This is a genomic window from Streptomyces sp. NPDC093018 (assembly GCF_040684035.1).
Lineage (GTDB): Bacteria > Actinomycetota > Actinomycetes > Streptomycetales > Streptomycetaceae > Streptomyces > Streptomyces murinus.
In genome coordinates this window covers 1-22,473 of sequence record NZ_JBFBFF010000028.1, presented here as the reverse complement: position 1 = coordinate 22,473, position 22,473 = coordinate 1, and the positions used below count along the sequence as shown (strand labels likewise).

The following is a 22,473-nucleotide window of genomic DNA, read 5'->3' as shown; positions in this document are numbered from 1 at the left end:
TGTCGGGGCGTGCACATGCCAGGAGTGCGGGGTGTGGTGTCGGTGGCTGCGGATAGGCTGAACGCATGACGCGAGCCGAGCAGCCAACGGCCCACACTCCAGCACCGGACGACGCCCTGGTCGCGGACTCCCGCGAACGCGCCGTGCGTTCCCTGTTGCGCCGACCGCAAGTGCGGCGCCTGTGGAGCGCACAGCTGGTGAGCGGTGTCGGCGACACCCTCGCCCTCCTCGTCCTGGTCGTCCTCGTCCTCCAGGCGGCGATCACCCAGGGATCGTTCGGCGGCGGCTACCGAGGCGTGGCGTTCGCGGTCGCGACGGTCTTCGCGGCCCGCGGCCTCGCCGCACTGCTCTTCGGCGCGGTCCTGCTCGGACCGCTGACGACCCTCACCGCCCAGGAGGGCCCGCTCGACCGCCGCTGGACCATGGTCGGCGCCGACGGCCTGCGCGCCGCGCTGCTGATCGTGGCCCCCCTGTGGATCGACTGGACCCCGGCGGACGCACCCGCCGTGCTGCTGGTCACCGCCTTCGTCACCGGCGTCGCCGAGCGGCTGTGGACGGTGTGCCGCGAGGGCGCGGCCCCGGCCCTGCTGCCCGCCCCGCCGCCGGAGGGCGCGACCGTCAGGCCGCTGCCGGACCACATGGACGCCCTGCGCCGCCTCGCGCTGCGCACCGCCTTCCTCGCCGTACCGCTGGCCGCCGCAGCCCTGGTCGTCGCCGCCCTGCTCAACAACCTGCTGGGCACCGGCCTGCCCTGGTTCGACCAGCACCACGCGGCCCTCGCGTCGTATGTGGCGGCGGGCCTGTTCGCCGCCTCCCTCTCCCTGCTGACCTTCCTGGAGCTGCCCGGCACGCGCACCCCGCGCCCCCGGTCCCCGCTGGAGGGCCTGCGCCGCCCGCGCACCGGCGCCGGTGTCGACAAGGGGCGCACGGGCGCGATCCCGCTGCTCGTCCTCGCCTGCGCCGCCGTGGCCGGGGCCATCGCCGCCGCCGTCTCCGTGTGCGTGCTGCACGCGACCGACCTGGGCGGCGGCCCGGTCCTGTTCGGCCTGCTGGTGCTCGGCCTCACCGGTGGCGTCGCGGCCGGCATCCGTACGGCCCCCGCGGTGCTGCCCTCGCTGTCCCGCCGCCGGCTGCTGGCCCTGGCGATCGCCTTCACCGGCATCGCGCTGCTGGCCGCCGGGCTGGTCCCGGACGTCACCACGGTGCTGCTGATCGTCACCCTGGCGGGCCTGGGCGCGGGCGTCGCCGCCAACACCGGGCACGCCCTGCTCGACCAGGAGACCGAGGACTACCGCCGGGCGCGGGTCACCGAGCACCTCCAGGCCGTCGTCCGCGTCTTCATAGCGCTGGGTGCGGTGATCGCCCCGGTGATCGCCGGGCTGATCGGCCGGCACCGGCTGGAGAACGGCCGCTTCGTGTTCGCACACGGCGGCGCCTCGTTCACGCTGATGCTGATCGGCGCGCTGCTGCTGCCGGTGGCCGCGCTGGTGCTCGCCAAGGTCGACGACCGCTCCGGCATCCCGCTGCGCCAGGACCTCAAGGACGCGCTGCTCGGCGGCGACGACCCGGTCGAGGCGCAGGCCGTGAACGGCTTCTTCATCGCCCTGGAGGGCGGCGACGGCGCCGGCAAGTCCACCCAGGCCGAGGCCCTCGCCGAGTGGATCCGCGGCAAGGGCCACGAGGTCGTGCTCACCCGCGAGCCGGGGGCCACCCCGGTGGGCAAGCGGCTGCGCTCGATCCTGCTGGACGTCTCCTCGGCCGGCCTGTCCCACCGCGCGGAGGCGCTGCTGTACGCCGCCGACCGCGCCGAACACGTCGACACCGTCGTACGCCCCGCCCTGGAGCGCGGCGCGGTGGTGATCTCCGACCGCTACATCGACTCCTCCGTCGCCTACCAGGGCGCCGGCCGCGATCTGTCCCCGACCGAGATCGCCCGCATCAACCGCTGGGCGACCGACGGCCTGGTGCCGCACCTGACCGTGCTGCTGGACGTCGCCCCGGAGGCCGCCCGCGAGCGGTTCACCGAGGCCCCGGACCGGCTGGAGTCGGAGCCCGCGGAGTTCCACGCGCGCGTGCGCTCCGGTTTCCTCACCCTGGCCGCCTCCGACCCCGGCCGCTATCTGGTGGTCGACGCCGGGCAGGAGCCCGAGGCCGTCACCACCGTGATCCGGCACCGCCTCGACATCGTGCTGCCGCTGTCCCAGGCCGAGATCGAGGCCCGGGAGGAGGCGCGTAGGAAGGCCGAGGAGGAGGCCCGCCGCAAGGCCGAGGAAGAGGCCGCGCGCAAGGCCGAGGAGGAGCGCCTGGAGCGTGAGCGCCAGGAGGAGCTGGCCCGGCTGCGTGCCGAGGAGGAGGAGCGCAAGCGCCGCGAGCTGGAGGAGGCGCAGCGCCGCGAGGCCGAGCGGCAGGCCGAGGAGGCCCGGCAGCGGGCGGCCGAGGCGGCCCGGCGCGCCGAGGAGGAGCGGCAGCGGCTGCTCGCCGAGGAGAAGGCCCGCGCCGAGGAGGAAGCGCGTCGCAAGGCCGAGGAGGAGCGCCGTCGCAAGCAGGCCGAGGAAGAGGCCCGGCTGCGCGCGGAGGAGGAGGCCCGGCAGGCCCGGATCCGCGCCGAGGAGGAGGCCCGGCAGGCCAAGGAGCGTGCCGAGGAGGCGGCCCGGCGCCTGGAGGCGCAGCGCAAGGCGGAGAGCGCCCTGCTCCGTGCCGAGGAGGCCCGCCGCCAGGCCGCCGAGGCCGCGGCGGCCGCCGATGTGGCGGCCCGCAGGCCTGGCAGCCCCCAGCCGAAGGCCCCCGGCGTGACCTCGGACGCGGCCACGGTCGCCACTCCGATGGTGTCGCCCGGCCCCGGCACGGAGGAGACGGTGCCCACGCCGGTCGTCTCGCCGGACGAGGACGAGCGGCCCTCAGGCCGGGACGCCCGTCCCGCGCCCTCCGAGGCCGAGACGACCGCCGAGCTGCCCCAGCCGCCGGCCGTGCCGGGCGCCGCGGACGAGACGGCGGTGCTGCCGCAGGTGCCCGCGAGCGCCGCCGAGGAGACCGCCGTACTGCCGCAGGTGGGCGTGGACGAGACGGCCGTACTGCCGCCCGTGCGCGACGACGCCCCGGCCGACCGGATGCCGCGCGGCTTCTTCCGCGACGAGCGGACCGCGGGCCCCGACGGCTCCGAGGACCGCACCCGCGAGATGCCCCAGCCCGGCACCGGGGGCACCGCCCGGCGCCGCCCGCGCCCCGACTGGGCCGAGGAGACCCCGCTGGACGACCTGCCGTCGCTGGCGGACGAGTTGCTGGGGTCGTACGACGACGAGGACGAGCCCCGCAGGGGCCGCCGGGGCTGAACCCGTACCCCTTCGAGACGGCGCTCGCGTCCTGCTGCGGCAGGAGACGGGCGCCGTCCGGCGTTCCCGGCGTGGTCCCGGTTGTCAGACCCCACCCGCACAATGGAGGTCGGAACGCGGAGTGTGACGGAAGGGCGGCGTGACCCATGAGCGTGTGGGACGACCTCGTCGGGCAGGAGAAGGTGAGCGCGGTGCTGGGCGCCGCCGCCCGGGACGCCGACGCCCTGGTCACCGCCGCGGCGGCGGACGAGCCGCTGCCGGAGACGTCCCGGATGACGCACGCATGGCTGTTCACCGGGCCGCCCGGCGCGGGCCGCGACCAGGCGGCGCGGGCCTTCGCCGCGGCCCTCCAGTGCGTGAGCCCCGACCGGGCCCTCGGCGGCGCCCCCGGCTGCGGCTTCTGCGACGGCTGCCACACCGCGCTGCTCGGCACCCACGCGGACGTCACCGCGGTCGCCGCGGTCGGCGCCGAGATCCTGGTGAAGGACATGCGGGACACGGTCCGCAAGTCGTTCACCGCGCCGGCGAACGGCCGCTGGCAGATCATCCTGGTCGAGGACGCCGAGCGGCTGAACGAGAAGTCGGCGAACGCCGTGCTCAAGGCCGTCGAGGAGCCCGCCCCCCGCACGGTCTGGCTGCTGTGCGCCCCCTCCATCGAGGACGTCCTGCCGACCATCCGCTCCCGCTGCCGCCATCTGAACCTGCGCACCCCGTCCGTGGACGCGGTCGCCGACATGCTCGTACGACGCGACGGCGTGGACCCCCAGGCCGCCGCCGACGCCGCCCGCGCCACCCAGGGGCATGTGGACCGCGCCCGGCGCCTGGCCACCGACCCGGCCGCCCGCGAGCGCCGCGCCGCCGTCCTGAAGCTCCCGCTGCGCCTGGACGAGGTCGGCGCCTGCCTGCGGGCCGCCCAGGAACTGGTCGACGCGGCCGCCGAGGACGCCAAGCAGCTCGCCGAGGAGATGGACGGCAAGGAGTCCGAGGAGATGAAGGCGGCGCTCGGCGCCGCCCAGGGCGGCCGGCTGCCGCGCGGCACGGCGGGCGTGATGAAGGACCTGGAGGACATGCAGAAGCGCCGCCGGACCCGTACCCAGCGCGACAGCCTGGACGTCGCCCTCGGCGACCTCACCACCTTCTACCGCGATGTCCTCGCCCTCCAGCTCGGCTCCCGGGTGGCGATCGCCAACACCGACGCGCAGGACGCCCTGGACCGGCTGGCCCGCGCCGGCTCCCCGGAGTCCACCCTGCGCCGCATCGAGGCGATCGCCGCGTGCCGCGACGCCCTGGACCGCAATGTGGCCCCGCTCCTTGCGGTGGAGGCGATGACGATGGCGCTGCGGGCGGGCTGACGATGCCCCTCCCGATCCCCCTGCCCCGCCCCGTCCCCCGTACGGGGCGACAATCCCAACTCCCCGCGTCCGCCGCGTCGCCCAGCGTTACGCTCGCCTGATGCAGACCAGGTCCTCCCCCTCCCGGCCGCGCGACGGACGCCCCGCGGCCCGCGCCCGGTTCACGGCCGTCGCCCTGATGACCGCGGCGCTCCTCGTGTCCGCGTGCTCTCCTGGCAGCAGCTCGATCAAGCCGTCCGCGGCCGCGTCGGCACGGACCGACGCGGCGAACGCCCCCGTCCTGGCCCCGCTGCCGCGCGCGATTCCGGCCGCGCTGGCGCCGTACTACACACAGCGGCTGACCTGGCGCGACTGCGGCGCTTCCGGCTTCCAGTGCGCCACGCTGAAGGCGCCGCTGGACTACGACCGGCCGGGCGCGGGCGACGTACGGCTCGCGGTGACCCGCAAGGCCGCCACCGGCAAGGGCAAGCCGCTCGGCTCCCTGGTGGTCAACCCGGGCGGCCCCGGCGGCTCGGCGGTGGGCTACCTCCAGCAGTACGCCGGTCTGGGCTACCCCGCCGAGGTCCGCGCCCGCTACGACATGGTGGCGATGGACCCGCGCGGCGTCGCCCGCAGCGAGCCCGTCGAGTGCCTCGACGACCGCCGGATGGACGCGTACACGCAGACCGACGTGACCCCCGACGACCGGGCGGAGCAGAACGCGGCGGTCGCGGCGGACGAGAAGTTCGCGCAGGCCTGCGGGGAGCACTCGGCGCGGCTGCTGCGGCATGTCTCCACGGTCGAGGTGGCCCGGGACACGGACATCCTGCGCGCGGCGCTGGGCGACGCGAAGCTGAACTATGTCGGGGCGTCGTACGGCACCTTCCTCGGGGCGACCTACGCCGGCCTCTTCCCGAGCCGGGTGGGCCGGGTGGTCCTGGACGGCGCGCTGGACCCCTCGCTGGACTCCCGCACGGTGAACCTGGAGCAGGCCCAGGGCTTCGAGACGGCGTTCCAGGCGTTCACCCAGGACTGCCTGCGCCGCACCGACTGCCCGCTCGGGGGCAGGGGTACGACGCCGACGCAGGCCGCCGACCACCTCAGGGCCTTCTTCCGCAAGCTGGACGGCCATCCGGTGGCGACGGGCGACCGCGACGGCCGCAAGCTGGGCGAGGCGCTGGCCACCACCGGCGTGATCGCGGCGATGTACGACGAGGGCGCCTGGAGCCAGCTGCGCGCGGCGCTGACCTCGGCGATGAAGGGCGACGGCGCGGCGCTGCTCGCCCTCTCCGACAGCTACTACGAGCGGGACGCCAGCGGCCACTACAGCAATCTGATGATGGCCAACAACGCCGTGAACTGCCTGGACCTGCCGCCCGCCTTCACCGGCGTCGACCAGCTGCGGCAGGCGCAGTCCGCGTTCGAGAAGGCGTCACCGGTCTTCGGCGAGGGCCTGGCCTGGCAGTCGCTGAACTGCGCGTACTGGCCGGTGCGGGCCACGGGCGAGCCGCACCGCATCACGGCGAAGGGCGCGGCGCCGATCGTGGTCGTCGGCACCACCCGGGACCCGGCCACCCCCTACCGCTGGGCCCAGTCCCTGGCCCACCAGCTCTCCTCCGGCCACCTCCTGACCTACGCAGGCGACGGCCACACCGCCTTCCTGCGCGGCAGCACCTGCATCGACTCCGCCATCGACACCTACCTCCTCCACGGCACCCCGCCCTCCCCGGGCAAACGCTGCTCCTAGGGCCTCTCTTTCGGATCAGGCCGACCGCGGACAACGGCCCCTCTCGGCTGACCCGAGCGGGGTCTGGTGCGTGCAGCTGCAAGGCGGAGGAGTGAGTCCGCGCGCTGGGGGGGAGTCCCCCCACGCCCTTGAAGCAGTGGGGGAGTGCGCGCCAGACCCCGTGCCCCCGACAAGATCCGAAAGGGAGGCCCCAGCCCCCGTCCGGCCCCGGATCTCCTCGGCCCGGGGCCGGTACGAAGCACCCCCGGAGACTGTGTAGACTTACCGACGTTGCCGACCGCACCCTAGGTGCACGCAACATGCCGCTTTAGCTCAGATGGCCAGAGCAACGCACTCGTAATGCGTAGGTCTCGGGTTCGAATCCCGAAAGCGGCTCAGGTGAGGCCCAGGTCAGATTGCATCTGACCTGGGCCTTTGTTCATTTCGCAGGCGGCTCTGGGGTGTCATCCGCCTCGGCTTCAGGTGGGTTCGGCGGTGACATGTATGGAGAAGACCTGTCTGCCGTTCTGCTCCCCGGTGACGTCCGTGCTGACCATGCCGGCCCTGTTGCGGCGCAGGGGGGTGGCCTCGATCCAGCAGGGGGCGTCCAGTTCGACGTAGCGGACGAAGCTGGCGTCGAACTCCATGAGGGCGATCCGGGCGGTGCCGGACATGGCGCGGACCGCCTGGGCGGCGGCCTCCAGGAGGAGCAGCCCCGGTATGTGGTCGTGGGCGTGGTCGAAGAAGGAGCGGTTGGCGGGGTCCACCCGCAGCTGCCAGCGGTACGGCTCCCCGAGCGGGCTCAGGACGGCGTTCTCCAGCGAGGTCTCGCCGCCGCGGACGGCTTCGTCGAGAGCGGGGCCCAGGGGCAGGGCACGTGCGGTGGCGGCCTGTGCGTCCGCGTACTCTCCGCGGAGCCTGCTGTAGATCGCCGGGGGATGGGCGATGTAGCGGACCCGGGCGATGCCGAGAGGCTGCTCGTCGCGCATGGCGGTGATCTGGGCGGCGAGGTGGGTGGAGCCGAGTCGGCGGCGGGTCACCTTGGTGTGAGTGATCGTCAGGTGTACGTCGGCCGGCGGCGTCCGGGCGCTCAGCGCCGCCGGGACGATGGAACTGTCGTAGGACTCCCACCCCAGGCGGAAGTCCAGGGGGACCTCGTGGGCGACGTGGGACAACAGGGCGAGGGACTGTCTGATCGTCTCGGAGAAGAGCAGGGGGTTGTAGCGCTCCGCGTGCGGCGCGTAGAGGGGGTGGCGCGTGGGCCAGTGGGCGATGACGGTGTGTGAGATCCCGTCATCGTGGCTGCGCCATCCCGACAAGAACACCTGGCCGGGTACGGTTTTGCGGGTGAGGGTCGCAGAGACGTGCTGGACGCCCTTGAGGGTCGTGATCGAGCCAGTTGTCACGTTCATGATGTTCCCCCTGGAACGGCGCGAGTCAGGCGGCGGCATGTGCCAAAGGCAGTGGTGCAAGGGGTTCTGCGACCAACATAATGATGACTATATTTATTTGTCGAGAGAGTATGAGGACAGGTCTATGGCTCAACAAGAACGGAGCGCCCGGACGCGGGCGGCCATCCTGCGGGCAGGCGCCGAGGTCTTCGCCGAACTGGGCTTCGCGGGGGCGAGCGTCAGCAAGATCACCCGTAGGGCGAACCTCACGCTGGGGGCGCTCTACTTCCACTTCGAATCGAAGGAGCACCTCGCCCGCGAGATAGTCCGGGCCCAGCCGGAGCTGGTGATGTCACCTGCGGCGGCCGGTCTCCAGGGCGCTGTCGACATCACCCTGGCGTGGGCGAAGCGGCTCACGCAGGACCCTTTACTGCTGGCGGGCGCCCGACTGGTGATGGACCAGGAGTACTTCGTCCGCAGCGAGGAGGGCGATTCCTACCGCCAGTGGGCGGGGGTGATCCTTCCGTTCCTTCACGAGGCCCATGAGAACGGTGAGTTGCGGCCTGAGGTGGACGTGCTGACCTTGGCGCAGCTGATGGTCAACGCCAGCACGGGGGCGCAGATGAACTCCCAGCTCGACAGCGGGCGGCGGGACCTTCCGGACCGTATACGGCAGATGTGGTCCCTCCTGCTGCCGTTGATCGCCACCGAGGAGTGCGCGGGCCGTGTCATGGAGGCACTGCGGCGGCGTGAGGGTGATTCTCCGATGATTGACGATTGACGGGAATCAGGCTTGATCGCCGTCTAAAGGCTGTCGTGTCCCCCATGGATGGCGTTAAATCTGCCCATGCCGCATGTATCGCGAGCGTTACAGGGTCGAACGGTCATGATCACGGGAGCGTCGAGCGGCATCGGGGCCGCCGCCGCGAGGCTCTTCGCCGACGAGGGCGCGGCCGTCGTACTGATGGCCCGGCGCAAGGACCGGCTTGAGGAGCTGGCCGAGGCGATCCGGGGCGGGCAGGGGAGGGCGGTGGCCGTGCCGGGGGACGTGCGCAGTCCCGCGGACGTGGGGGCTGCTGTCACCCGGGCGGTCGAGGAGTTCGGAGGGCTGGACGCCGCCTTCAACAACGCCGGGTCGGGGACGTTCGGTGCCGCCCTGCACGAACTCGACGAGGACGCCTACGACATGGTGATGGATGTCAACGTGCGGGGCGTCTGGAACTGCATGCGCCGGCAGATCCCGGTCATGCTGGGGCAGAGCGGCGGTGGCACGATCGTCAACACCTCCAGCGTCGCCGGGTGTTCGGCGACGGGCGCCACGGCCCCCTACATCGCGGCCAAGCACGCGGTCCTCGGCCTCACACGGGCTGCCGCGGCCGAATACGGGGCCGCCGGGATCCGGGTGAACGCGCTGATGGTGGGCGCCACCCGCACGGCTCAGCTGGAGCCGTACCTGGCCGGAGCGCCTGAGGTGGAGCGGGAGTTGACCAGGCGCGCGGTGCAGAAGCGGCTGGCGGACCCGGACGAGGTGGCGCAGGCCGCGCTCTGGCTGTGCAGCGATCGGGCGTCCTTCGTCACCGGCGGGGCGATCGCCGTGGACGGCGGGTGGAGCGCGGTGTGAGCGGTGGCGGGTGGGATGCCGGTGCGGCGCGGCCCCGGTGGGCCGCCTGCCGCGCGTGCACGACGGGAGTGCGGCCGGGAGGGCCGTGGTCCGGTGGCCTTGCCGCCTTGCCGCCTTGCCGCCTTGCCGCCTTGCCGCCTTGTGGTCCCGTGGTCCCGTGGTCCTGGGGTCCCGTGGTGAGGCTTTCCGTGGTCTCCTGCGCCACGGGACCGGACGGGCGAAGCGGCTGGAGCTCAGACGCGGAGCCCCGCCGCGCGCCGCGGGGCCCGGAGCAGAGGTGCGGCGGAGGCGGAGACGGTGCCGGACAGGCCGGTCGGATCGATGTCCGACAGCTCCTGGTAGCAGCAGGCCGCCGACACCAGCGTCACATGCCGGTGCCAGCCGGGGTAGGAGCGCCCCTCGAAGTCCTGGAACCCGAAACTGCCTTCCAGCCGGCGCAGCGCCCGCGGTGTGGTGCCCGGCAGCGAGGCCAACTCCAGGAGCTCCTCCATCGACAGGTGGACCAGGGTGGTGAGCCATGCCGCGGTGGGCCGCTCGCCCTCGCGGGGGACTTCGGCGAACAGCCGGTAGAAGCGCTGCGGTTGAGGGCCGCGGGGCAGGCGGATCAGCCCGGTGACCACGCGAGTGGGGCGCGAAGGGCGAAGGTGACTCGTCCCGATGACCGAACGCAGCAGTTCGCCTTCCGTCTCCAGGAACCGGCGCGCGCTGACCGGTGAGACGGCCGGGTCCATGCCGGAGCCGGAGGGGTGGGCCGTCATGGAGGGCAGTATCGGTAGGGTGCCGGGAACGGTGAGGGCGAAATCGTGCCCACGCTGCCGCAGACCGTGAAGCAGCCGATCGGGTTCCGGGCAGTCGCGGAGGTCGGCCACCAGCGGCAGTGCCGGGGACCCGTCCGCGGCCAGGGCGTCGGCCAGGTCGAGCATCTGCGCCCAGGTCGGCAGGGGCTGGACGGCCTCGGGTATGCGGGTACGGCGGCGTAACCGGTCCTCGCTCCATTCGCTCGGCAGATGCAGGCGCCAGTCGACGGGGACCTGGCTGCGGCCGGTCGCCAGGAACTGCCCCATGCCGACCTGGCAGTTGATGGTGCGGCCCAGGTCCGGGACGAACCTGCGGTGCACCCCGCACGACTGGTCCCCCCGCTTGGGGACCACGGCGATGCCGACGGTCCACGCCTTGGGGCGCGTCCGCGCCGCCACCCAGCGCCTCAGCTCGTCGCGGACGGGCTGCCACTCCCAGGGGCTGGCGTTGACGAAGCGGTGCAAGGACTGGGAGGCGGTGGGGGAGTCGGTGATCGCGGCAGCCATGCTGCGCATGGACTTCCTCCCCGAGACGGCCAGGAGCCCCGTCAGGTACGCCGCGGCCCAGCGGCGCTGGTCCGCCCGCGGCAGGTGTGTGAAGAGCTGGTCGGCGAATTCGGCAACTCGTTGCCCGGCTTCCAGGGTGGACAGGCGGCCTGTGCCGTACATGACATTGATCATGAGGGCTCCCGGGTGCGGCTCCAGAGGTCGATGATCGGAAGAATAATAGGAGTTGCTATTTTTTTATCGAGAGGAATCAGCCAACCCGTCGGCCCGGTGCCCGTGCCGTAGTAGAGGGGTCGGCTCTGTGCGAACCGGTCAACCCGTGATCGACGGACTTGTCGACGCTGACCTGCGGAGTCACACTGGCCGCCACGACCGCTGGGCAACCAGATCGGCCCCTCGGCGGCGCCCTGTGGGAGGAGGTGGCACGTGACCCTGCTCCTGTGGAGGGCCGCGTGGCGCTCCGCCGCCGGGTCGGGCCAGGGATGGACGAGGCGGCGCGTTCGGCGTTCACGGCGCGTGCCGTACGCGAGGCGCGGCCTGCCACCCCGCTGCTACCTCCGGAGGGGGACGCTCTGTTGGGAGACATGCATGACAAGGCAGTTGCGCGCGGTACGCACCCGGCAAGCCCTGGTGAGTGCCGCAGCGTCCGAGTTCGATCGGCGCGGGTATGACGGCACCGCGCTGAACAGGGTCTGCCGGGCCGCCGGTATCACCATGGGCGCTCTGTCGTTCCATTTCGCGACCAAGGACGAACTGGCCTCCGCCGTGCAGGTGCAGGGCCAGGCCATCACCCGGGCCGCCCTGGAGGGTTTGTCGGCGGGACCGGCGCCCGCGCTGCACCGGGCCATCGATGTGACGCTCGAACTGGCCCGGCTGTTGGAGGAGGAGCCGGCGGTGCGCTCCGCGGCACGGCTCAGCCGCGAGCGGCCGGACCACGACCTCGCCTGGACCACGTCCTGGATCGCCGCCGTGCAGGATCTTTTCGGACAGGCTTACCGTGACGGGCAACTGCACGCGGCCGTCCGCCCGGAGGATCTGGCCACGTTGTCCCGATCCCTGGTTCTCGGCGCCGAGTACCGGGCGCGCGCGGGGTCCGCGCAGGGCGACGAGGAGCCGCGCGAGCCGGGCGCCGTCGAGGAGATCAGACAGATGTGGAACATCATCGAGCGAGGCATCTGCGCTCCCTCCAGCCGCAGGCCTTCATGAGGCGGCCGGTTCGCCGCATGGCTCGCTGGACCGGGTGACGATCACTCACACCAAGGTGACCTGTCCGTGGCCCGCGGTGAGGCAGATCCCCCCAGGGCCGCCCCCCGGTGCATGAGCGTCTTCGGCGTCGCCTCTCCGGGGCGACGCCGCCCACCGGCCCCGTTGCCGTCACTCGCTCGCCGGCCGCCCCGAAAGGGCCCGGTGATCAGAAAATCGACCGGGCCCGCCCGCCCGTTTCCGACGATGATGTCATTCGCATCTTTGCGCGAATCGAGTCACGATTTTCGCGAGTCGGCATTGCCGCCCCCGGCGCGGACCCGGATCGTGGAATGCGCAACCGACACACATCCAAGGGGCGGACCTGTGGTGGAGACGGAACTGGCCGGTGTGATCTCCGCGCAGGCGGCCGCGATCGCTATGGGTCCCCAAGATCCTCCCGGCAGTGATCGGCGGTGCCCGCACAGAGAGTTGGAGCGGCCGGGTTTTGCTGATGGCCGCCGTCGGACGGCGCCCGCCACCTAGGCTGCCGGCAGCCGCGCCCCGCTCGTCCGGGCGGGGGCCCGGGAATTTCTGGAGCAGTTCCCTGTCTCGCCCTGCCGCATTTACGGCCTGCGGCAACTCTAACGATTCGACCAGCTCAGAATTCCGGCTGCCCATTTCCGGGGCGGTCCATACGGCAATGCCTTGAAAAGGCTTCTGTGGAGGGCTTCATGGCGACAGCTGAGCGTAGGGACGCAGTGGTGATCGGGGGAGGTATAGCCGGATCCTCGCTGGCAGCGGCACTCGCGGGGGACGGCTACGACGTACTGCTCCTGGAACGCCAGACCGTGTACCGGGACAAGGTGCGCGGCGAGGTCATCAACTGCTGGGGCGTGGTCGAACTCCTTCGTCTCGGCCTGGAGCGGCAGTTGCTCGACGCCGGCGGCACCTATATCGACCGCTTCATCGGATTCGACGAGATCGTCGACCCCGAGACCGCCCGGGCCAACGCCCTCCACCTGGACGAGATGCTTCCCGGCATCCGCGGTGTGCTCGACGTCGGCCACCCCGAGGCATGTGAGGCGCTCGCCACCGCCGCCGCCGAGGCCGGGGCCACGGTCGTACGGGGAATCGGCGATGTCACGGTGACCGGGGGGCCGCACCCGAGCGTGCGCTACGAGTACAACGACATCGAGTACGAGGTCCCCTGCCGCCTCGTCGTGGGAGCGGACGGCCGTACCTCCACGGTGCGGCGCCAACTCGGCATCTCCCTGACCCAGACCCCGCCGAACTCGCTGGGCGGCGGCATGCTCGTGGAAGACCTGCACGAGTGGCCCGCCAACGTCACCTCGATCGGCACCGAGAAGGATCTGCTCTACTTCGTCTTCCCGCGCGCGGGCGCCAAGGCCCGGCTGTATCTGCTGCACGACGTCGCGCAGAAGGGCCGTTTCGCCGGCCCGACCCGCCAGGCCGACTTCCTCAAGGCCTTCCAGCTCGACTGCATCCCGCACAGCGAGATGTTCGCCACGGCCAGCCCGTCGGAGTCCTGCGCCTTCTATCCGATGAACGACGCCTGGACGGACGGCCCCGTCGTCCCCGGCGCGGTACTGATCGGCGACGCGGCCGGCTGGACCGATCCCGTGGTCGGCCAGGGGCTGTCCATCGCGCTCCGGGACGCGCGCCTGGTGCGGGACGCGCTGCGCTCCAGCGGCGCGTGGTCCCCGCAGATCCTCAAGCCGTACGTGGACGAACGCGAGGAGCGGATGCGTCGTCTGCGCGTCTCGGGCGCGGTCCGGACCGCGATGAACATGACCTTCACCCCTGAAGGAGCCGCCCGCCGCAAGGCCTACGCCAAGGCGTGGCCCACCGACCCGGTGCTGGCCGGCTCCCGACTCGCCACGTTCCAGGGGGCGTTCGGCGTCCCCGACGAATCCTTCCACCCCGGCACCATCCAGCGCCTGCTCGCCCTCGGCTAGCCCGCGCCGGCCCCGACGCATCCATCGAAGGGACTTCCACCGTGCATGTGAAGACCGAAGCCGACGACACCCTGATCCGGAAGAACGGCTGCGACATCCGCGAGCTCTACCCCTGGGACGGGGTCGTCGCGCCGCCGTGGAACAGCACCCTGTGCTCGATCCGGCCGACCGAGTCCAGCACGCCCCACGGCCACGCCACCGACGAGACCTTCATCTTCATCAGCGGGCAGGGCCACCTGCGCGTCGGTACCGAGGAGCGCCCGATCACCCCGGGCGACGTCGTCTACATCCCGCACGGCACCGACCACGAGGTCACGAACACCAGCGAGGCCGACCCGCTGACGTTCGTGAGCATCTACTGGCTGCAGCCCGCCGGGCACGGTGAGGACGCGTGATGGCCGACCACCCGGGCGCCGACACGCCTGCCCCGCGCCGCGTCAACGTCACTTTCTCGCCCCCCACCCCCAACGGTGACCTGCACCTGGGCCACCTCGCCGGACCGGTCCTCAACAGTGACGTATGCGCCCGGTCCCAGAAGGTCCTCGGGCACGACGTCGCCTTCGCCACCAGCACCGACGACAACCAGACCTATGTCGTCACCACCGCGGAACGGCTCGGTGTCACGCCGGAGGCGCTCATCCAGGACGCTCTGGACAGCGTGACGAAGTCGCTGGAGCTGGCCGGAGTCGACGTCGACCTGTTCGAACGGCCCGACGACGACTACACCGCCTTCGTCCGCTCCTTCTTCACCCGCCTGTGGGAGCACGGCGCGTTCGACCTGCGCGAGGTGGAGCTGCCCTACGACCCCGACAGCGGGGAGTACAAGGCCGAGGCGTTCGTCACCGGGCTCTGCCCCACCTGCCTGGCCCACGCCAGGGCCGGTGTGTGCGAGGCATGCGGCCTCTACAACCTGCCCGGCGCCCTGCTGCCCGTGTCCGAGACGGCCTCGGCCCTGCCGCGGCGCACCGTCTCCATCTGGGTCCTGGACCTCGAACGCCACCGGTCCTTGATCACCAATTGGTACCGGACCACCGATGTGCAGCTGCGCCCGGACCTGGCCAAGGTCGTGGCCGACACGCTCGCCGGGCGGCTTCCCTACATCCCGCTCACCTACCCCACCACCTGGGGCATCACGGTGGAATGGGACGGCCCCGGCATCCAGCCGCAGGCCATCAACGCCTGGCCGGAGATCTACGTCGGACACCTCTACTGGATGCAGCAGGCCCGCCTGGACACAGGGGGAGAGTGCGACGAACTCGTCCAGTTCATCGGCATCGACAACGGCTTCTACAACGCCTTCGTCTATGTGACGCTGGCGCTGCTCGCGGCCCGGCACGGCATGCCGGTGCACCTGCCCAGGACGCGCACGCTTACCAACCAGTACTACATGCTGGAGGGACGCAAGTTCTCCACCAGCAAGGGGGACGTGCGCTGGGCGCGTGACTACCTGGAGTCCGTCGGCCGGGACCGGGCGCGGTTCGTCCTCGCCCTGACCAGCCCCGAACTGCAGCGCGCGGAATTCAGCGAACCCATCGCCGCCGACACCATCGCGGCACGCTTCGACACCCCGCTCGCCACGATCGCCGAGGGGCTCGGCGCCCTGACCGGCCGTCATGTCGACGCGACGCCCTCACCCTGGTGGGACGCGGCCCTTGAGGCATCCCGGCGGCGCTTCGAGGACGCCTACCGGCTGGAGAACTTCAGCGTCCGCAGGGCGGCCGAGGCCGTGGCCCTGCACCTGGAGGTGCTGGCGCTGCGCTGCGCCCGGATCCAGCTCGACGACGCGGGCGACGTCTGTGGCGCGCTGCGGTTCCTGTGGGCCCTGCGCACCCTGGCCTGGCCCATCACCCCGGACCTCGCCGAGCACATCTCCGCCGCCTTCGCCGGTCCCTCCACCGTCGGCAAGGCCCCCCTGCTCGCCGACCTCGCCGTCACACCGGAGAACTCCTTCCGCGGCCTGACCGTCCCGGCCGCCCCGCTCACCGCCGCCCCGTGATCCGCGGGTGAGCCGTCCCGCGCGCCACTTCCGCACGACGAAACCCATTACCTTCCGAGGAGACCCGCCATGCTGCGCACCTTCATGAACGCGAAGATCCACCGTGCCACCGTCACCGACAGCAACCTGAACTACGTCGGGTCCATCACCATCTCGCCGGAGCTGCTCGACGCCGCCGGCATCGGCGTCCACGAGCTGGTGCACGTCGTCAACATCAACAACGGCGCCCGGTTCGAGACGTACACCATCCTCGGCGAGCCGGCCGCCAACCAGGTCATCGTCAACGGTGCCGCCGCCCGCCTCGTGGAGACCGGCGACAAGGTCATCATCATCAGCTACGCGCAGCTGACCCCGGACGAGGTCGCCGACCACAAGTCCCGTGTGGTCCACGTCGACGAGACCAACACGATCACCGAGACGGCGCTTCTCGGCGCGTGAACCCTGAGCCCGCCCGTTCTGAAACAACGTTCCTGCATGCACGACAAGTCGAGGATGCGTGAACCGTGACAACCCATGAGATCCACCCGGTACTGGGAGTGGGGTTCGGGCCCGCGAACCTCTCCCTGGCGGTCGCGCTCGAAGAGCGCGGCCGCACCGGCCTGGCCCACTTCATCGAGCGGTCCGCCGGGTTCCAGTGGCAGCAAGAACAACTCCTGCCGGGCGCCGACATCCAGAACAACCCCTTCCGCGACCTGGCCATGCAACGCAACCCGGACAGCCCGCACACCTTCGTCAAGTACCTTGCCGCACAGGGGGACTTGACGGGCTATCTGCACCTCAACGCCAAGTTCCCGCTGCGCAGGGAGTATTCGGGCTATCTCGCCTGGGTCGCCGAGGCCTTCCGCGACCAGGTGGACTACGGCCGGTCGGCCGCGCACCTCTCGCTCGTCGAGGGCGACGACGGAAGCGAGCTGTTCTGCGTCGAGACCGACGACGGCGGCCGCTACCTCGCCCGGAGCGTCTCCGTGGGCACCGGCCGGTCCCCCCGGATCCCCTACGTGTTCCAGAAGGGGCTGGGGGAGAGCGTCTTCCACTCCACCCGCTACCTCACCTCCATGGAGCGCTTCAAGGACAAGCCGATCCGGGTCGCGGTCGTCGGGGCCAGCCAGAGCGCCATCGAGATCATCCTCGATCTGCTCGGCCGCCCGAACGTGCGCCAGGTGACCGCCGTCCACCGCAGCATCGGGTTCCGGCTCAAGGACACCAGCCCCTACAGCCGGCAGGTGTTCCTGCCCGAGTTCGTGGACTACTTCCACTCGCTGCCCAGCGCCAAGAAGCGCCGGCTGCGCAACGAGCTGCGGTCCATCAACTACGCGGCCTGCGACCAGGACGTCATCGACCGACTGGTCGGCGTGCAGCGCGAGTACGACCTCACGGGTTCCGACCGGCTCGTGATGAAGCCCTTCCGTGAAGCCGTCATCAGCAGGCCGCACGGCCAGGGGCACCGCATGGTCCTGCGCGACATCAACCACCTCACCGAGGAGATCCTCGACACCGACGTCGTCATCCTGGCCACCGGCTTCCGGGACTTCGGCGGCGAGCCCGGCGACGAGCCGTACCACCCGCTCCTGGAAGGCATCGCCCACCGTCTTCCGCTCGACGAGGACGGCACCCCCGTGGTCGCCCGGGACTACTCGATCGAGCTGAAGTCCGAGGCCGGTACCTCGCGACCGCTCAAGGTCTACCTCAACGGGCTCTGCGAGGCGAGCCACGGCATGGGTGACGCCGGTGCGCTGGCCATGCTCTCCGTACGGGCGACCGACATCGTGGACTCGATCCTGCGGCACGACACCCGCGGGCGCGAGGAGCTGCTGGCCGCCGGGACCGCGCCGTGACCCGGTCCGCCATCACCGCCGACGTCGCCGTCGTCGGCGGCGGGATCATCGGGCTGGCCACAGCCGAACGGCTGACCGCCCGCGGTCTCACCGTCGCCGTCATCGACATGGCAGGCATCGCCGGAGGCGCCACGGGCGCCTCCGGCGGGCTGGTCCGCGCCTTCGACCTGTCCCCCGCCCGCCGGCGGCGCGCCGCCGCCGGGCTCGACCGCTATCTCCGGCGGGGCCACCGGGGGACCTGGCCCGCGGTGTGCCGCCAGGGCAGCCTGAGCCTTGTCGCGCACAGCGATCTCCCCCGGGCCTCCGAGGCGGTCGCGGACCTCGACGCGGGCGGCCACAAGGCGGAGATCCTGACCGCGGCGGACCTCGCCACCCGCTTCCCGGCCCTGAACGTGCCCGACGAGCTGGCCGCGGTGTACGAACCGAACGCGGGCTGGCTCCCGGTCGGACCGATGGCCCAGGCCATGGCGCGCGACGCGGGCCCCCGGCTCCTGCTGATCCGGGCCCGCGCCACCCATCTGCTCACCTCCAACTCCCGCGCGACCGGCGTCCGCACCACCGTCGGACCCGTGTCCGCCCGGGCCGTCCTGCTGGCCGCGGGCGCGGGCAGCACCGCCCTGGCCGAGACCGCCGGTGTCCACCTGCCGCTGCGCACCCGAGCCGTCAGCTACTGCCTGTTCCGGGTGGCCGAACCCGCCGGACTCAGCTCGCTTCCCACCCTCGTGGACCGCACCACGGGCGCCTGGCTGCGTCCATGGGGTTCGGACGCGCTGGTGCTGGCGGGGGTCTCGTCGCAAAAGACCGACGTGCCCGAGACCGTACGGCCGGATGTGTCACCCGAGGAGCAGGAGCGCGTCCGCGCGGTGGTCCGCCACCGCTACCCGCACCTGGCCACCGCCCCGGCCGCGGGCGGTGTCACCGCGTACGACGCGATGGCACCGGAGGGCGACGGCGAGGTCTGCGCCCGGACCGGACTCGACGGCCTGGTCACCGCGACCGGCTGGAACGGCGGCGGATTCAAACTGGCCCCCGCGATCGGCGAGCTCGCCGCCGCGTGCCTTCAGGAAGAGGCTGCCCGATGACGGCCACCGTGCGCCTGAACCCCACCGACGAGATGCTCCACCGCACCGCCGACACGCTGGGCTCCACCCGTGTCGTCCAAGTGCTGTGGACCTTCGCGGACCCGGTGCCCGGCTCCGCCCTGCAAGCCGCCTGGGAGAGCCTCGACCAGGGCCGGCTGAGCCGCCGGGCCCGGCCCGCGCGGGTGCCCGGCGCACGGCGCAGCTGGGTGCGCGCCGGCAATGCGGAAGCCCTGTGCACCACGTCGACGCCGCTGACCGACGCCACCCTGACCGACTGGATCGACGCCCAGGTCAAGGCGCCCCTGGGGCCCGGGGACGCCGCTCTGTGGCGGCTGGCCGCGGCCCCGTACGGCGAAGGCACCCTCGTCTCCCTGACGGTGCCGCACTTCCGCTGCGACGGGCTCGGCATCTTCGACGCCATCGGGTCCGGCGGGCACGAGGTCCACCGGACGCCCGCCGCTCCCCGCGTGCTCGACGACCTCGCCGACCTGGCGCGGCAGACGCTGCAGGGCGGCCTGGCCGCCGCGCACTGGCTCCCGACGACCCTGGCGAGCCCGGCCCGGCGCGCGCAGATCAGGTCCGCGCTGCGGCCCCCGCCCCCGACGCCTCCCGCCCCCTCGGCACAACCGCGCTTCTTCACCTCGGCGATCTTCGAGACGGACGCGGCCCTGTGGCAGCGGCAGGCGGACCGGTTCGGCGGGACGACCAACAGCCTCTTCATCGAGATCGCCGCCAATCTCGTACGGTCGGCGGCGGCCGACGGCCCGTCCGGATCGTTCGACGTCGGCATTCCGGTGAGCCTGCGGCGATCCGCCCACGACGCACGGGCCAACGCCCTGGTCGTGGTGCCGCTGACGGTGCCCGGCGGCCCCGCCCGGCGCGGCAGCCTCCGGGGGACCCGCAGGGCGACGAAGGACCTGCTCCGGAGCACGGGGGAACACAGCGCCACCCTCGTCCCGGAACCCCTGTGGCACCTGCTCCCGGCGCGGCACGCCCATCGGCTCAAGAACCCCGGCGCACAGCAGACCACCGTCGTCGCGTCCAACTTCGGCCGAGCCCCCGACGGCATCGCCCGGTTCGCCGGACGGCAGGCCGCCGGCATCGCCGTCCGCACCATGAACGTGCCCGGTGTGCTGCCGGACCGGGCCCGCCTGCGCGCCTCGCTCTGCCTGCTGCGGACCGGCGAGCGGCTGACCGTGACCGTGACCGGCATCCCCGACCACTTCGGCGACGCCTCGTCCCTGCGGCGCCTCGTCCACGAGGAACTGGCGTCCTGGGGGCTCACTGTCCAGCGCTGGTGGGGCGCCCCCACGCCGCATCATGTGAAGGAGCCCTGACGCGATGTCCGCTGTTCCCATGGCCGCGTTGCCGGACCGCTGGTTCCGCACCACGCCCGACTCCGCCCTGCTGGCCCGGCCGCGCCTGCTGGCCCGGTCCCTCATCGATGTCGCCGTCCTCGACGACCGCATCCGCTCCTACGAACGACTCACCGGGACCCCCGCGGACCTGCGGATGCCGATTCCCGACTTCGGCGGCCTGGAGCTCGCGGCGGTCGGGAACATGCTGCTGATCGCCAGCGCACGGCCCTTCACCGCGATTCAGCGCCAGACGGCCTACTCCGTGATCGTGCCCTCGCTCGACGGCGCGCTGAGCCGCCTGAACCAGGTGGGCGCCACCGTCCTGGAACCCCCGGAGAGGATTCTCCCGGGCAGCCGCGCCCGCGTGCGGTTTCCCGACGGCGCGATCGCCGAACTCGTCGAGCACCGGCCCAACCCGGGCGAACAGCCATGTCCCCCGGAACCCCGGGAGACCGGGCGTCCCGGTGTGCGGCTGCTCCTGCGCAAGGCGGTGAGCCGCAGCATGTTCGACTCCCTGCTCCGGCTCTACGAGACGGCGCTCGGCATCCCCTGCGACACCCGGCTCCGGCTGGACACCCCCGACGCGATCGAACTGGCAACCGTCGGGAACCTGCTCCTCGTCGGCACGGACGGCCCGGAATTCACCCGCGCCCCCCATGTCCGGCTGGCGCTGGTGACCTCCGCACCGCAGGACGTCCCGGGCGCTCACCCCTGCGGCCACCGGCTCGTGCAGCTCGACGACGGCTCCGTCGCCGAGGTCTGGGACAGCGCGATCGGCCTGCCGTCCAGGGCTGCGGCCGCCGTGCGGAGCACCGCTGGAACCGATGCCTCATGACCACCGAACACGAGGTCCGGCGTCTGGACCGGGTGATCATCCGCTTCGCGGGCGACTCCGGTGACGGCATGCAGCTCACGGGCGACCGGTTCACGGCCGAGACGGCGTCCTTCGGCAACGACCTGTCGACCCTGCCGAACTTCCCGGCCGAGATCCGGGCCCCCGCCGGGACCCTGCCGGGCGTCTCGTCCTTCCAGCTGCACTTCGCCGACCACGACATCCTCACCCCGGGCGACGCGCCGAACGTCCTGGTCGCGATGAACCCGGCGGCCCTGAAGGCGAACATCGGGGACGTGCCGCACGGCGGCGAGATCATCGTGAACACCGACGAGTTCGCGAAGCGGGCCATGGCCAAGGTCGGCTACGCCACCTCGCCGCTGGAGGATGGTTCGCTGGACGGCTACCGGGTGCATCCGGTGCCCCTGACGACCCTGACGATCGAGGCGCTGAAGGAGTTCGGCCTGGCCCGCAAGGAGGCCGAGCGCAGCAAGAACATGTTCGCGCTCGGGCTGCTGTCGTGGATGTACCACCGGCCGACGGACGGGACCGAGGCCTTCCTGCGGCAGAAGTTCGCGAAGAAGCCGCAGATCGCGGCGGCGAACGTGGCCGCCTTCCGGGCGGGCTGGAACTTCGGTGAGACCACGGAGGACTTCGCGGTCTCCTACGAGGTCGCCCCCGCGACCCGTGCCTTCCCCACCGGCACCTACCGCAACATCTCCGGGAACCTGGCCCTCGCCTACGGCCTGATCGCCGCAGGCCGGCAGGCCGGACTGCCGCTCTACCTGGGGTCGTACCCCATCACGCCGGCGTCGGACATCCTGCACGAGCTGAGCAGGCACAAGAACTTCGGGGTGCGGACCTTCCAGGCGGAGGACGAGATCGCGGGCATCGGCGCGGCGCTGGGCGCGGCCTTCGGCGGTTCGCTCGCCGTGACGACCACCTCCGGGCCCGGCGTGGCACTGAAGTCGGAGACGATCGGCCTGGCGGTCTCCCTGGAGCTGCCGCTGCTGGTGGTGGACATCCAGCGGGGTGGCCCGTCCACCGGTCTGCCGACCAAGACCGAGCAGGCGGACCTGCTCCAGGCGATGTACGGGCGCAACGGGGAGGCGCCGGTGCCGATCGTCGCGCCGAAGACCCCGGCCGACTGCTTCGACGCGGCCCTGGAAGCGGCCCGCATCGCCCTGGCATACCGCACCCCGGTGTTCCTCCTGTCGGACGGCTCCCTGGCGAACGGGTCGGAGCCTTGGCGCATCCCGGACTCCGAGGAACTGCCCGAACTGCATGTGGTGTTCGCGATGGGCCCCAATCACGTCACACCGGACGGTACCGAGGTGTTCTGGCCGTACAAACGCGATCCGGAGACCCTGGCCCGGCCGTGGGCGGTGCCGGGTACTCCCGGTCTGGAGCATCGGATCGGTGGCATCGAGAAGCAGGACGGCACGGGCAACATCTCCTACGACCCGGCCAACCACGACTTCATGGTCCGTACCCGGCAGGCCAAGAT

17 protein-coding genes and 1 tRNA gene are annotated in these 22,473 nt (G+C 72.1%); 16 read left to right on the top strand and 2 right to left on the bottom strand.

Translation table 11 applies throughout. The annotated features are described in order from the left end of the window. Window positions 1-65 precede the first annotated feature (65 nt). The 4 genes from tmk (at window position 66) to AB0N90_RS36295 (ending at window position 6,782) form a co-directional block, all read left to right on the top strand. A complete protein-coding gene (gene tmk / locus AB0N90_RS36310) occupies window positions 66-3,329 on the top strand; it encodes a dTMP kinase (RefSeq protein ID WP_365203590.1) in 3,264 nt (1,087 codons plus the stop codon). A 146-nt stretch (window positions 3,330-3,475) separates the two neighbouring features. Further along, complete coding sequence (locus AB0N90_RS36305) at window positions 3,476-4,681, top strand: DNA polymerase III subunit delta' (RefSeq protein ID WP_361683745.1); 1,206 nt, start codon at window positions 3,476-3,478, stop codon at window positions 4,679-4,681. A 100-nt stretch (window positions 4,682-4,781) separates the two neighbouring features. Then, a complete protein-coding gene (locus AB0N90_RS36300; RefSeq protein ID WP_365203588.1) occupies window positions 4,782-6,407 on the top strand; it encodes an alpha/beta hydrolase in 1,626 nt (541 codons plus the stop codon). Window positions 6,408-6,708: 301 nt separating this feature from the next. Beyond that, window positions 6,709-6,782, top strand: a tRNA-Thr gene (locus tag AB0N90_RS36295). Between the two features lie 83 nt (window positions 6,783-6,865). On the opposite strand, the gene AB0N90_RS36290 is transcribed toward AB0N90_RS36295, so the two are convergent. Then, a complete protein-coding gene (locus AB0N90_RS36290) occupies window positions 6,866-7,798 on the bottom strand; it encodes a ScbA/BarX family gamma-butyrolactone biosynthesis protein (RefSeq protein WP_365203587.1) in 933 nt (310 codons plus the stop codon). Window positions 7,799-7,922: 124 nt separating this feature from the next. On the opposite strand from AB0N90_RS36290, the gene AB0N90_RS36285 reads away from it, so the two are divergent. Both AB0N90_RS36285 and AB0N90_RS36280 read left to right on the top strand, forming a co-directional pair. Next, complete coding sequence (locus AB0N90_RS36285) at window positions 7,923-8,558, top strand: ScbR family autoregulator-binding transcription factor (RefSeq protein WP_361683757.1); 636 nt, start codon at window positions 7,923-7,925, stop codon at window positions 8,556-8,558. A gap of 66 nt (window positions 8,559-8,624) precedes the next feature. Then, complete coding sequence (locus AB0N90_RS36280; RefSeq protein ID WP_361683759.1) at window positions 8,625-9,398, top strand: glucose 1-dehydrogenase; 774 nt, start codon at window positions 8,625-8,627, stop codon at window positions 9,396-9,398. 233 nt (window positions 9,399-9,631) lie between these two features. Here the strand turns inward: AB0N90_RS36280 and AB0N90_RS36275 are convergent, their stop codons facing one another. Then, complete coding sequence (locus AB0N90_RS36275) at window positions 9,632-10,876, bottom strand: transposase (protein WP_365203584.1); 1,245 nt, start codon at window positions 10,874-10,876, stop codon at window positions 9,632-9,634. Window positions 10,877-11,290: 414 nt separating this feature from the next. Between AB0N90_RS36275 and AB0N90_RS36270 the strand changes: the two genes are divergently transcribed. The 10 genes from AB0N90_RS36270 to AB0N90_RS36225 form a co-directional block, all read left to right on the top strand. Then, complete coding sequence (locus tag AB0N90_RS36270) at window positions 11,291-11,908, top strand: TetR family transcriptional regulator (protein WP_361683763.1); 618 nt, start codon at window positions 11,291-11,293, stop codon at window positions 11,906-11,908. Window positions 11,909-12,648: 740 nt separating this feature from the next. Next, on the top strand, window positions 12,649-13,863 hold the full coding sequence (locus tag AB0N90_RS36265) for an FAD-dependent monooxygenase (RefSeq protein ID WP_365203582.1): 1,215 nt from the start codon (window positions 12,649-12,651) through the stop codon (window positions 13,861-13,863). Between the two features lie 41 nt (window positions 13,864-13,904). Continuing rightward, window positions 13,905-14,258 (top strand): cupin domain-containing protein, encoded by a 354-nt coding sequence (locus AB0N90_RS36260; protein WP_037663089.1) that lies wholly within the window; start codon window positions 13,905-13,907, stop codon window positions 14,256-14,258. Then, window positions 14,258-15,859 carry a class I tRNA ligase family protein gene (locus AB0N90_RS36255; protein ID WP_365203581.1) on the top strand — a complete coding sequence of 534 codons (1,602 nt, stop codon included), beginning with the start codon at window positions 14,258-14,260 and terminating at the stop codon, window positions 15,857-15,859. Before AB0N90_RS36260 ends, AB0N90_RS36255 begins: the two co-directional genes overlap by 1 nt. Window positions 15,860-15,928: 69 nt before the next feature. Further along, the gene (panD, locus tag AB0N90_RS36250) at window positions 15,929-16,297 is read left to right on the top strand and encodes an aspartate 1-decarboxylase (RefSeq protein WP_037663093.1); all 369 of its coding nucleotides are present in this window, start codon (window positions 15,929-15,931) and stop codon (window positions 16,295-16,297) included. Between the two features lie 65 nt (window positions 16,298-16,362). Beyond that, window positions 16,363-17,694, top strand: coding sequence for a SidA/IucD/PvdA family monooxygenase (locus tag AB0N90_RS36245; RefSeq protein WP_365203579.1), 1,332 nt, complete (start codon window positions 16,363-16,365; stop codon window positions 17,692-17,694). Beyond that, the gene (locus AB0N90_RS36240) at window positions 17,691-18,776 is read left to right on the top strand and encodes an FAD-binding oxidoreductase (RefSeq protein WP_365203577.1); all 1,086 of its coding nucleotides are present in this window, start codon (window positions 17,691-17,693) and stop codon (window positions 18,774-18,776) included. Before AB0N90_RS36245 ends, AB0N90_RS36240 begins: the two co-directional genes overlap by 4 nt. Then, window positions 18,773-20,113 (top strand): hypothetical protein, encoded by a 1,341-nt coding sequence (locus AB0N90_RS36235; RefSeq protein WP_365203575.1) that lies wholly within the window; start codon window positions 18,773-18,775, stop codon window positions 20,111-20,113. The genes AB0N90_RS36240 and AB0N90_RS36235 overlap by 4 nt, the downstream gene beginning before the upstream one ends. A 4-nt stretch (window positions 20,114-20,117) precedes the next feature. Further along, on the top strand, window positions 20,118-20,969 hold the full coding sequence (locus tag AB0N90_RS36230; RefSeq protein ID WP_365203573.1) for a lactoylglutathione lyase: 852 nt from the start codon (window positions 20,118-20,120) through the stop codon (window positions 20,967-20,969). Beyond that, window positions 20,966-22,473, top strand: a 1,508-nt coding sequence (locus tag AB0N90_RS36225; protein ID WP_365203571.1) for a 2-oxoacid:acceptor oxidoreductase subunit alpha, incomplete at its 3' end; no start/stop codon positions are given. The genes AB0N90_RS36230 and AB0N90_RS36225, both read left to right, overlap by 4 nt.

What these genes read in the sequence shown, in the direction of transcription:
- AB0N90_RS36300 (WP_365203588.1), top strand. Translation starts at nt 4,782, where the DNA reads ATGCAGACCAGGTCCTCCCCCTCCCGGCCGCGCGACGGACGCCCCGCG.
- AB0N90_RS36275 (WP_365203584.1), bottom strand. Translation starts at nt 10,876, where the DNA reads ATGATCAATGTCATGTACGGCACAGGCCGCCTGTCCACCCTGGAAGCC.
- AB0N90_RS36305 (WP_361683745.1), top strand. Translation starts at nt 3,476, where the DNA reads ATGAGCGTGTGGGACGACCTCGTCGGGCAGGAGAAGGTGAGCGCGGTG.
- AB0N90_RS36235 (WP_365203575.1), top strand. Translation starts at nt 18,773, where the DNA reads ATGACGGCCACCGTGCGCCTGAACCCCACCGACGAGATGCTCCACCGC.
- AB0N90_RS36270 (WP_361683763.1), top strand. Translation starts at nt 11,291, where the DNA reads ATGACAAGGCAGTTGCGCGCGGTACGCACCCGGCAAGCCCTGGTGAGT.
- AB0N90_RS36290 (WP_365203587.1), bottom strand. Translation starts at nt 7,798, where the DNA reads ATGAACGTGACAACTGGCTCGATCACGACCCTCAAGGGCGTCCAGCAC.
- panD (WP_037663093.1), top strand. Translation starts at nt 15,929, where the DNA reads ATGCTGCGCACCTTCATGAACGCGAAGATCCACCGTGCCACCGTCACC.
- tmk (WP_365203590.1), top strand. Translation starts at nt 66, where the DNA reads ATGACGCGAGCCGAGCAGCCAACGGCCCACACTCCAGCACCGGACGAC.
- AB0N90_RS36255 (WP_365203581.1), top strand. Translation starts at nt 14,258, where the DNA reads ATGGCCGACCACCCGGGCGCCGACACGCCTGCCCCGCGCCGCGTCAAC.
- AB0N90_RS36280 (WP_361683759.1), top strand. Translation starts at nt 8,625, where the DNA reads ATGCCGCATGTATCGCGAGCGTTACAGGGTCGAACGGTCATGATCACG.
- AB0N90_RS36285 (WP_361683757.1), top strand. Translation starts at nt 7,923, where the DNA reads ATGGCTCAACAAGAACGGAGCGCCCGGACGCGGGCGGCCATCCTGCGG.
- AB0N90_RS36230 (WP_365203573.1), top strand. Translation starts at nt 20,118, where the DNA reads ATGTCCGCTGTTCCCATGGCCGCGTTGCCGGACCGCTGGTTCCGCACC.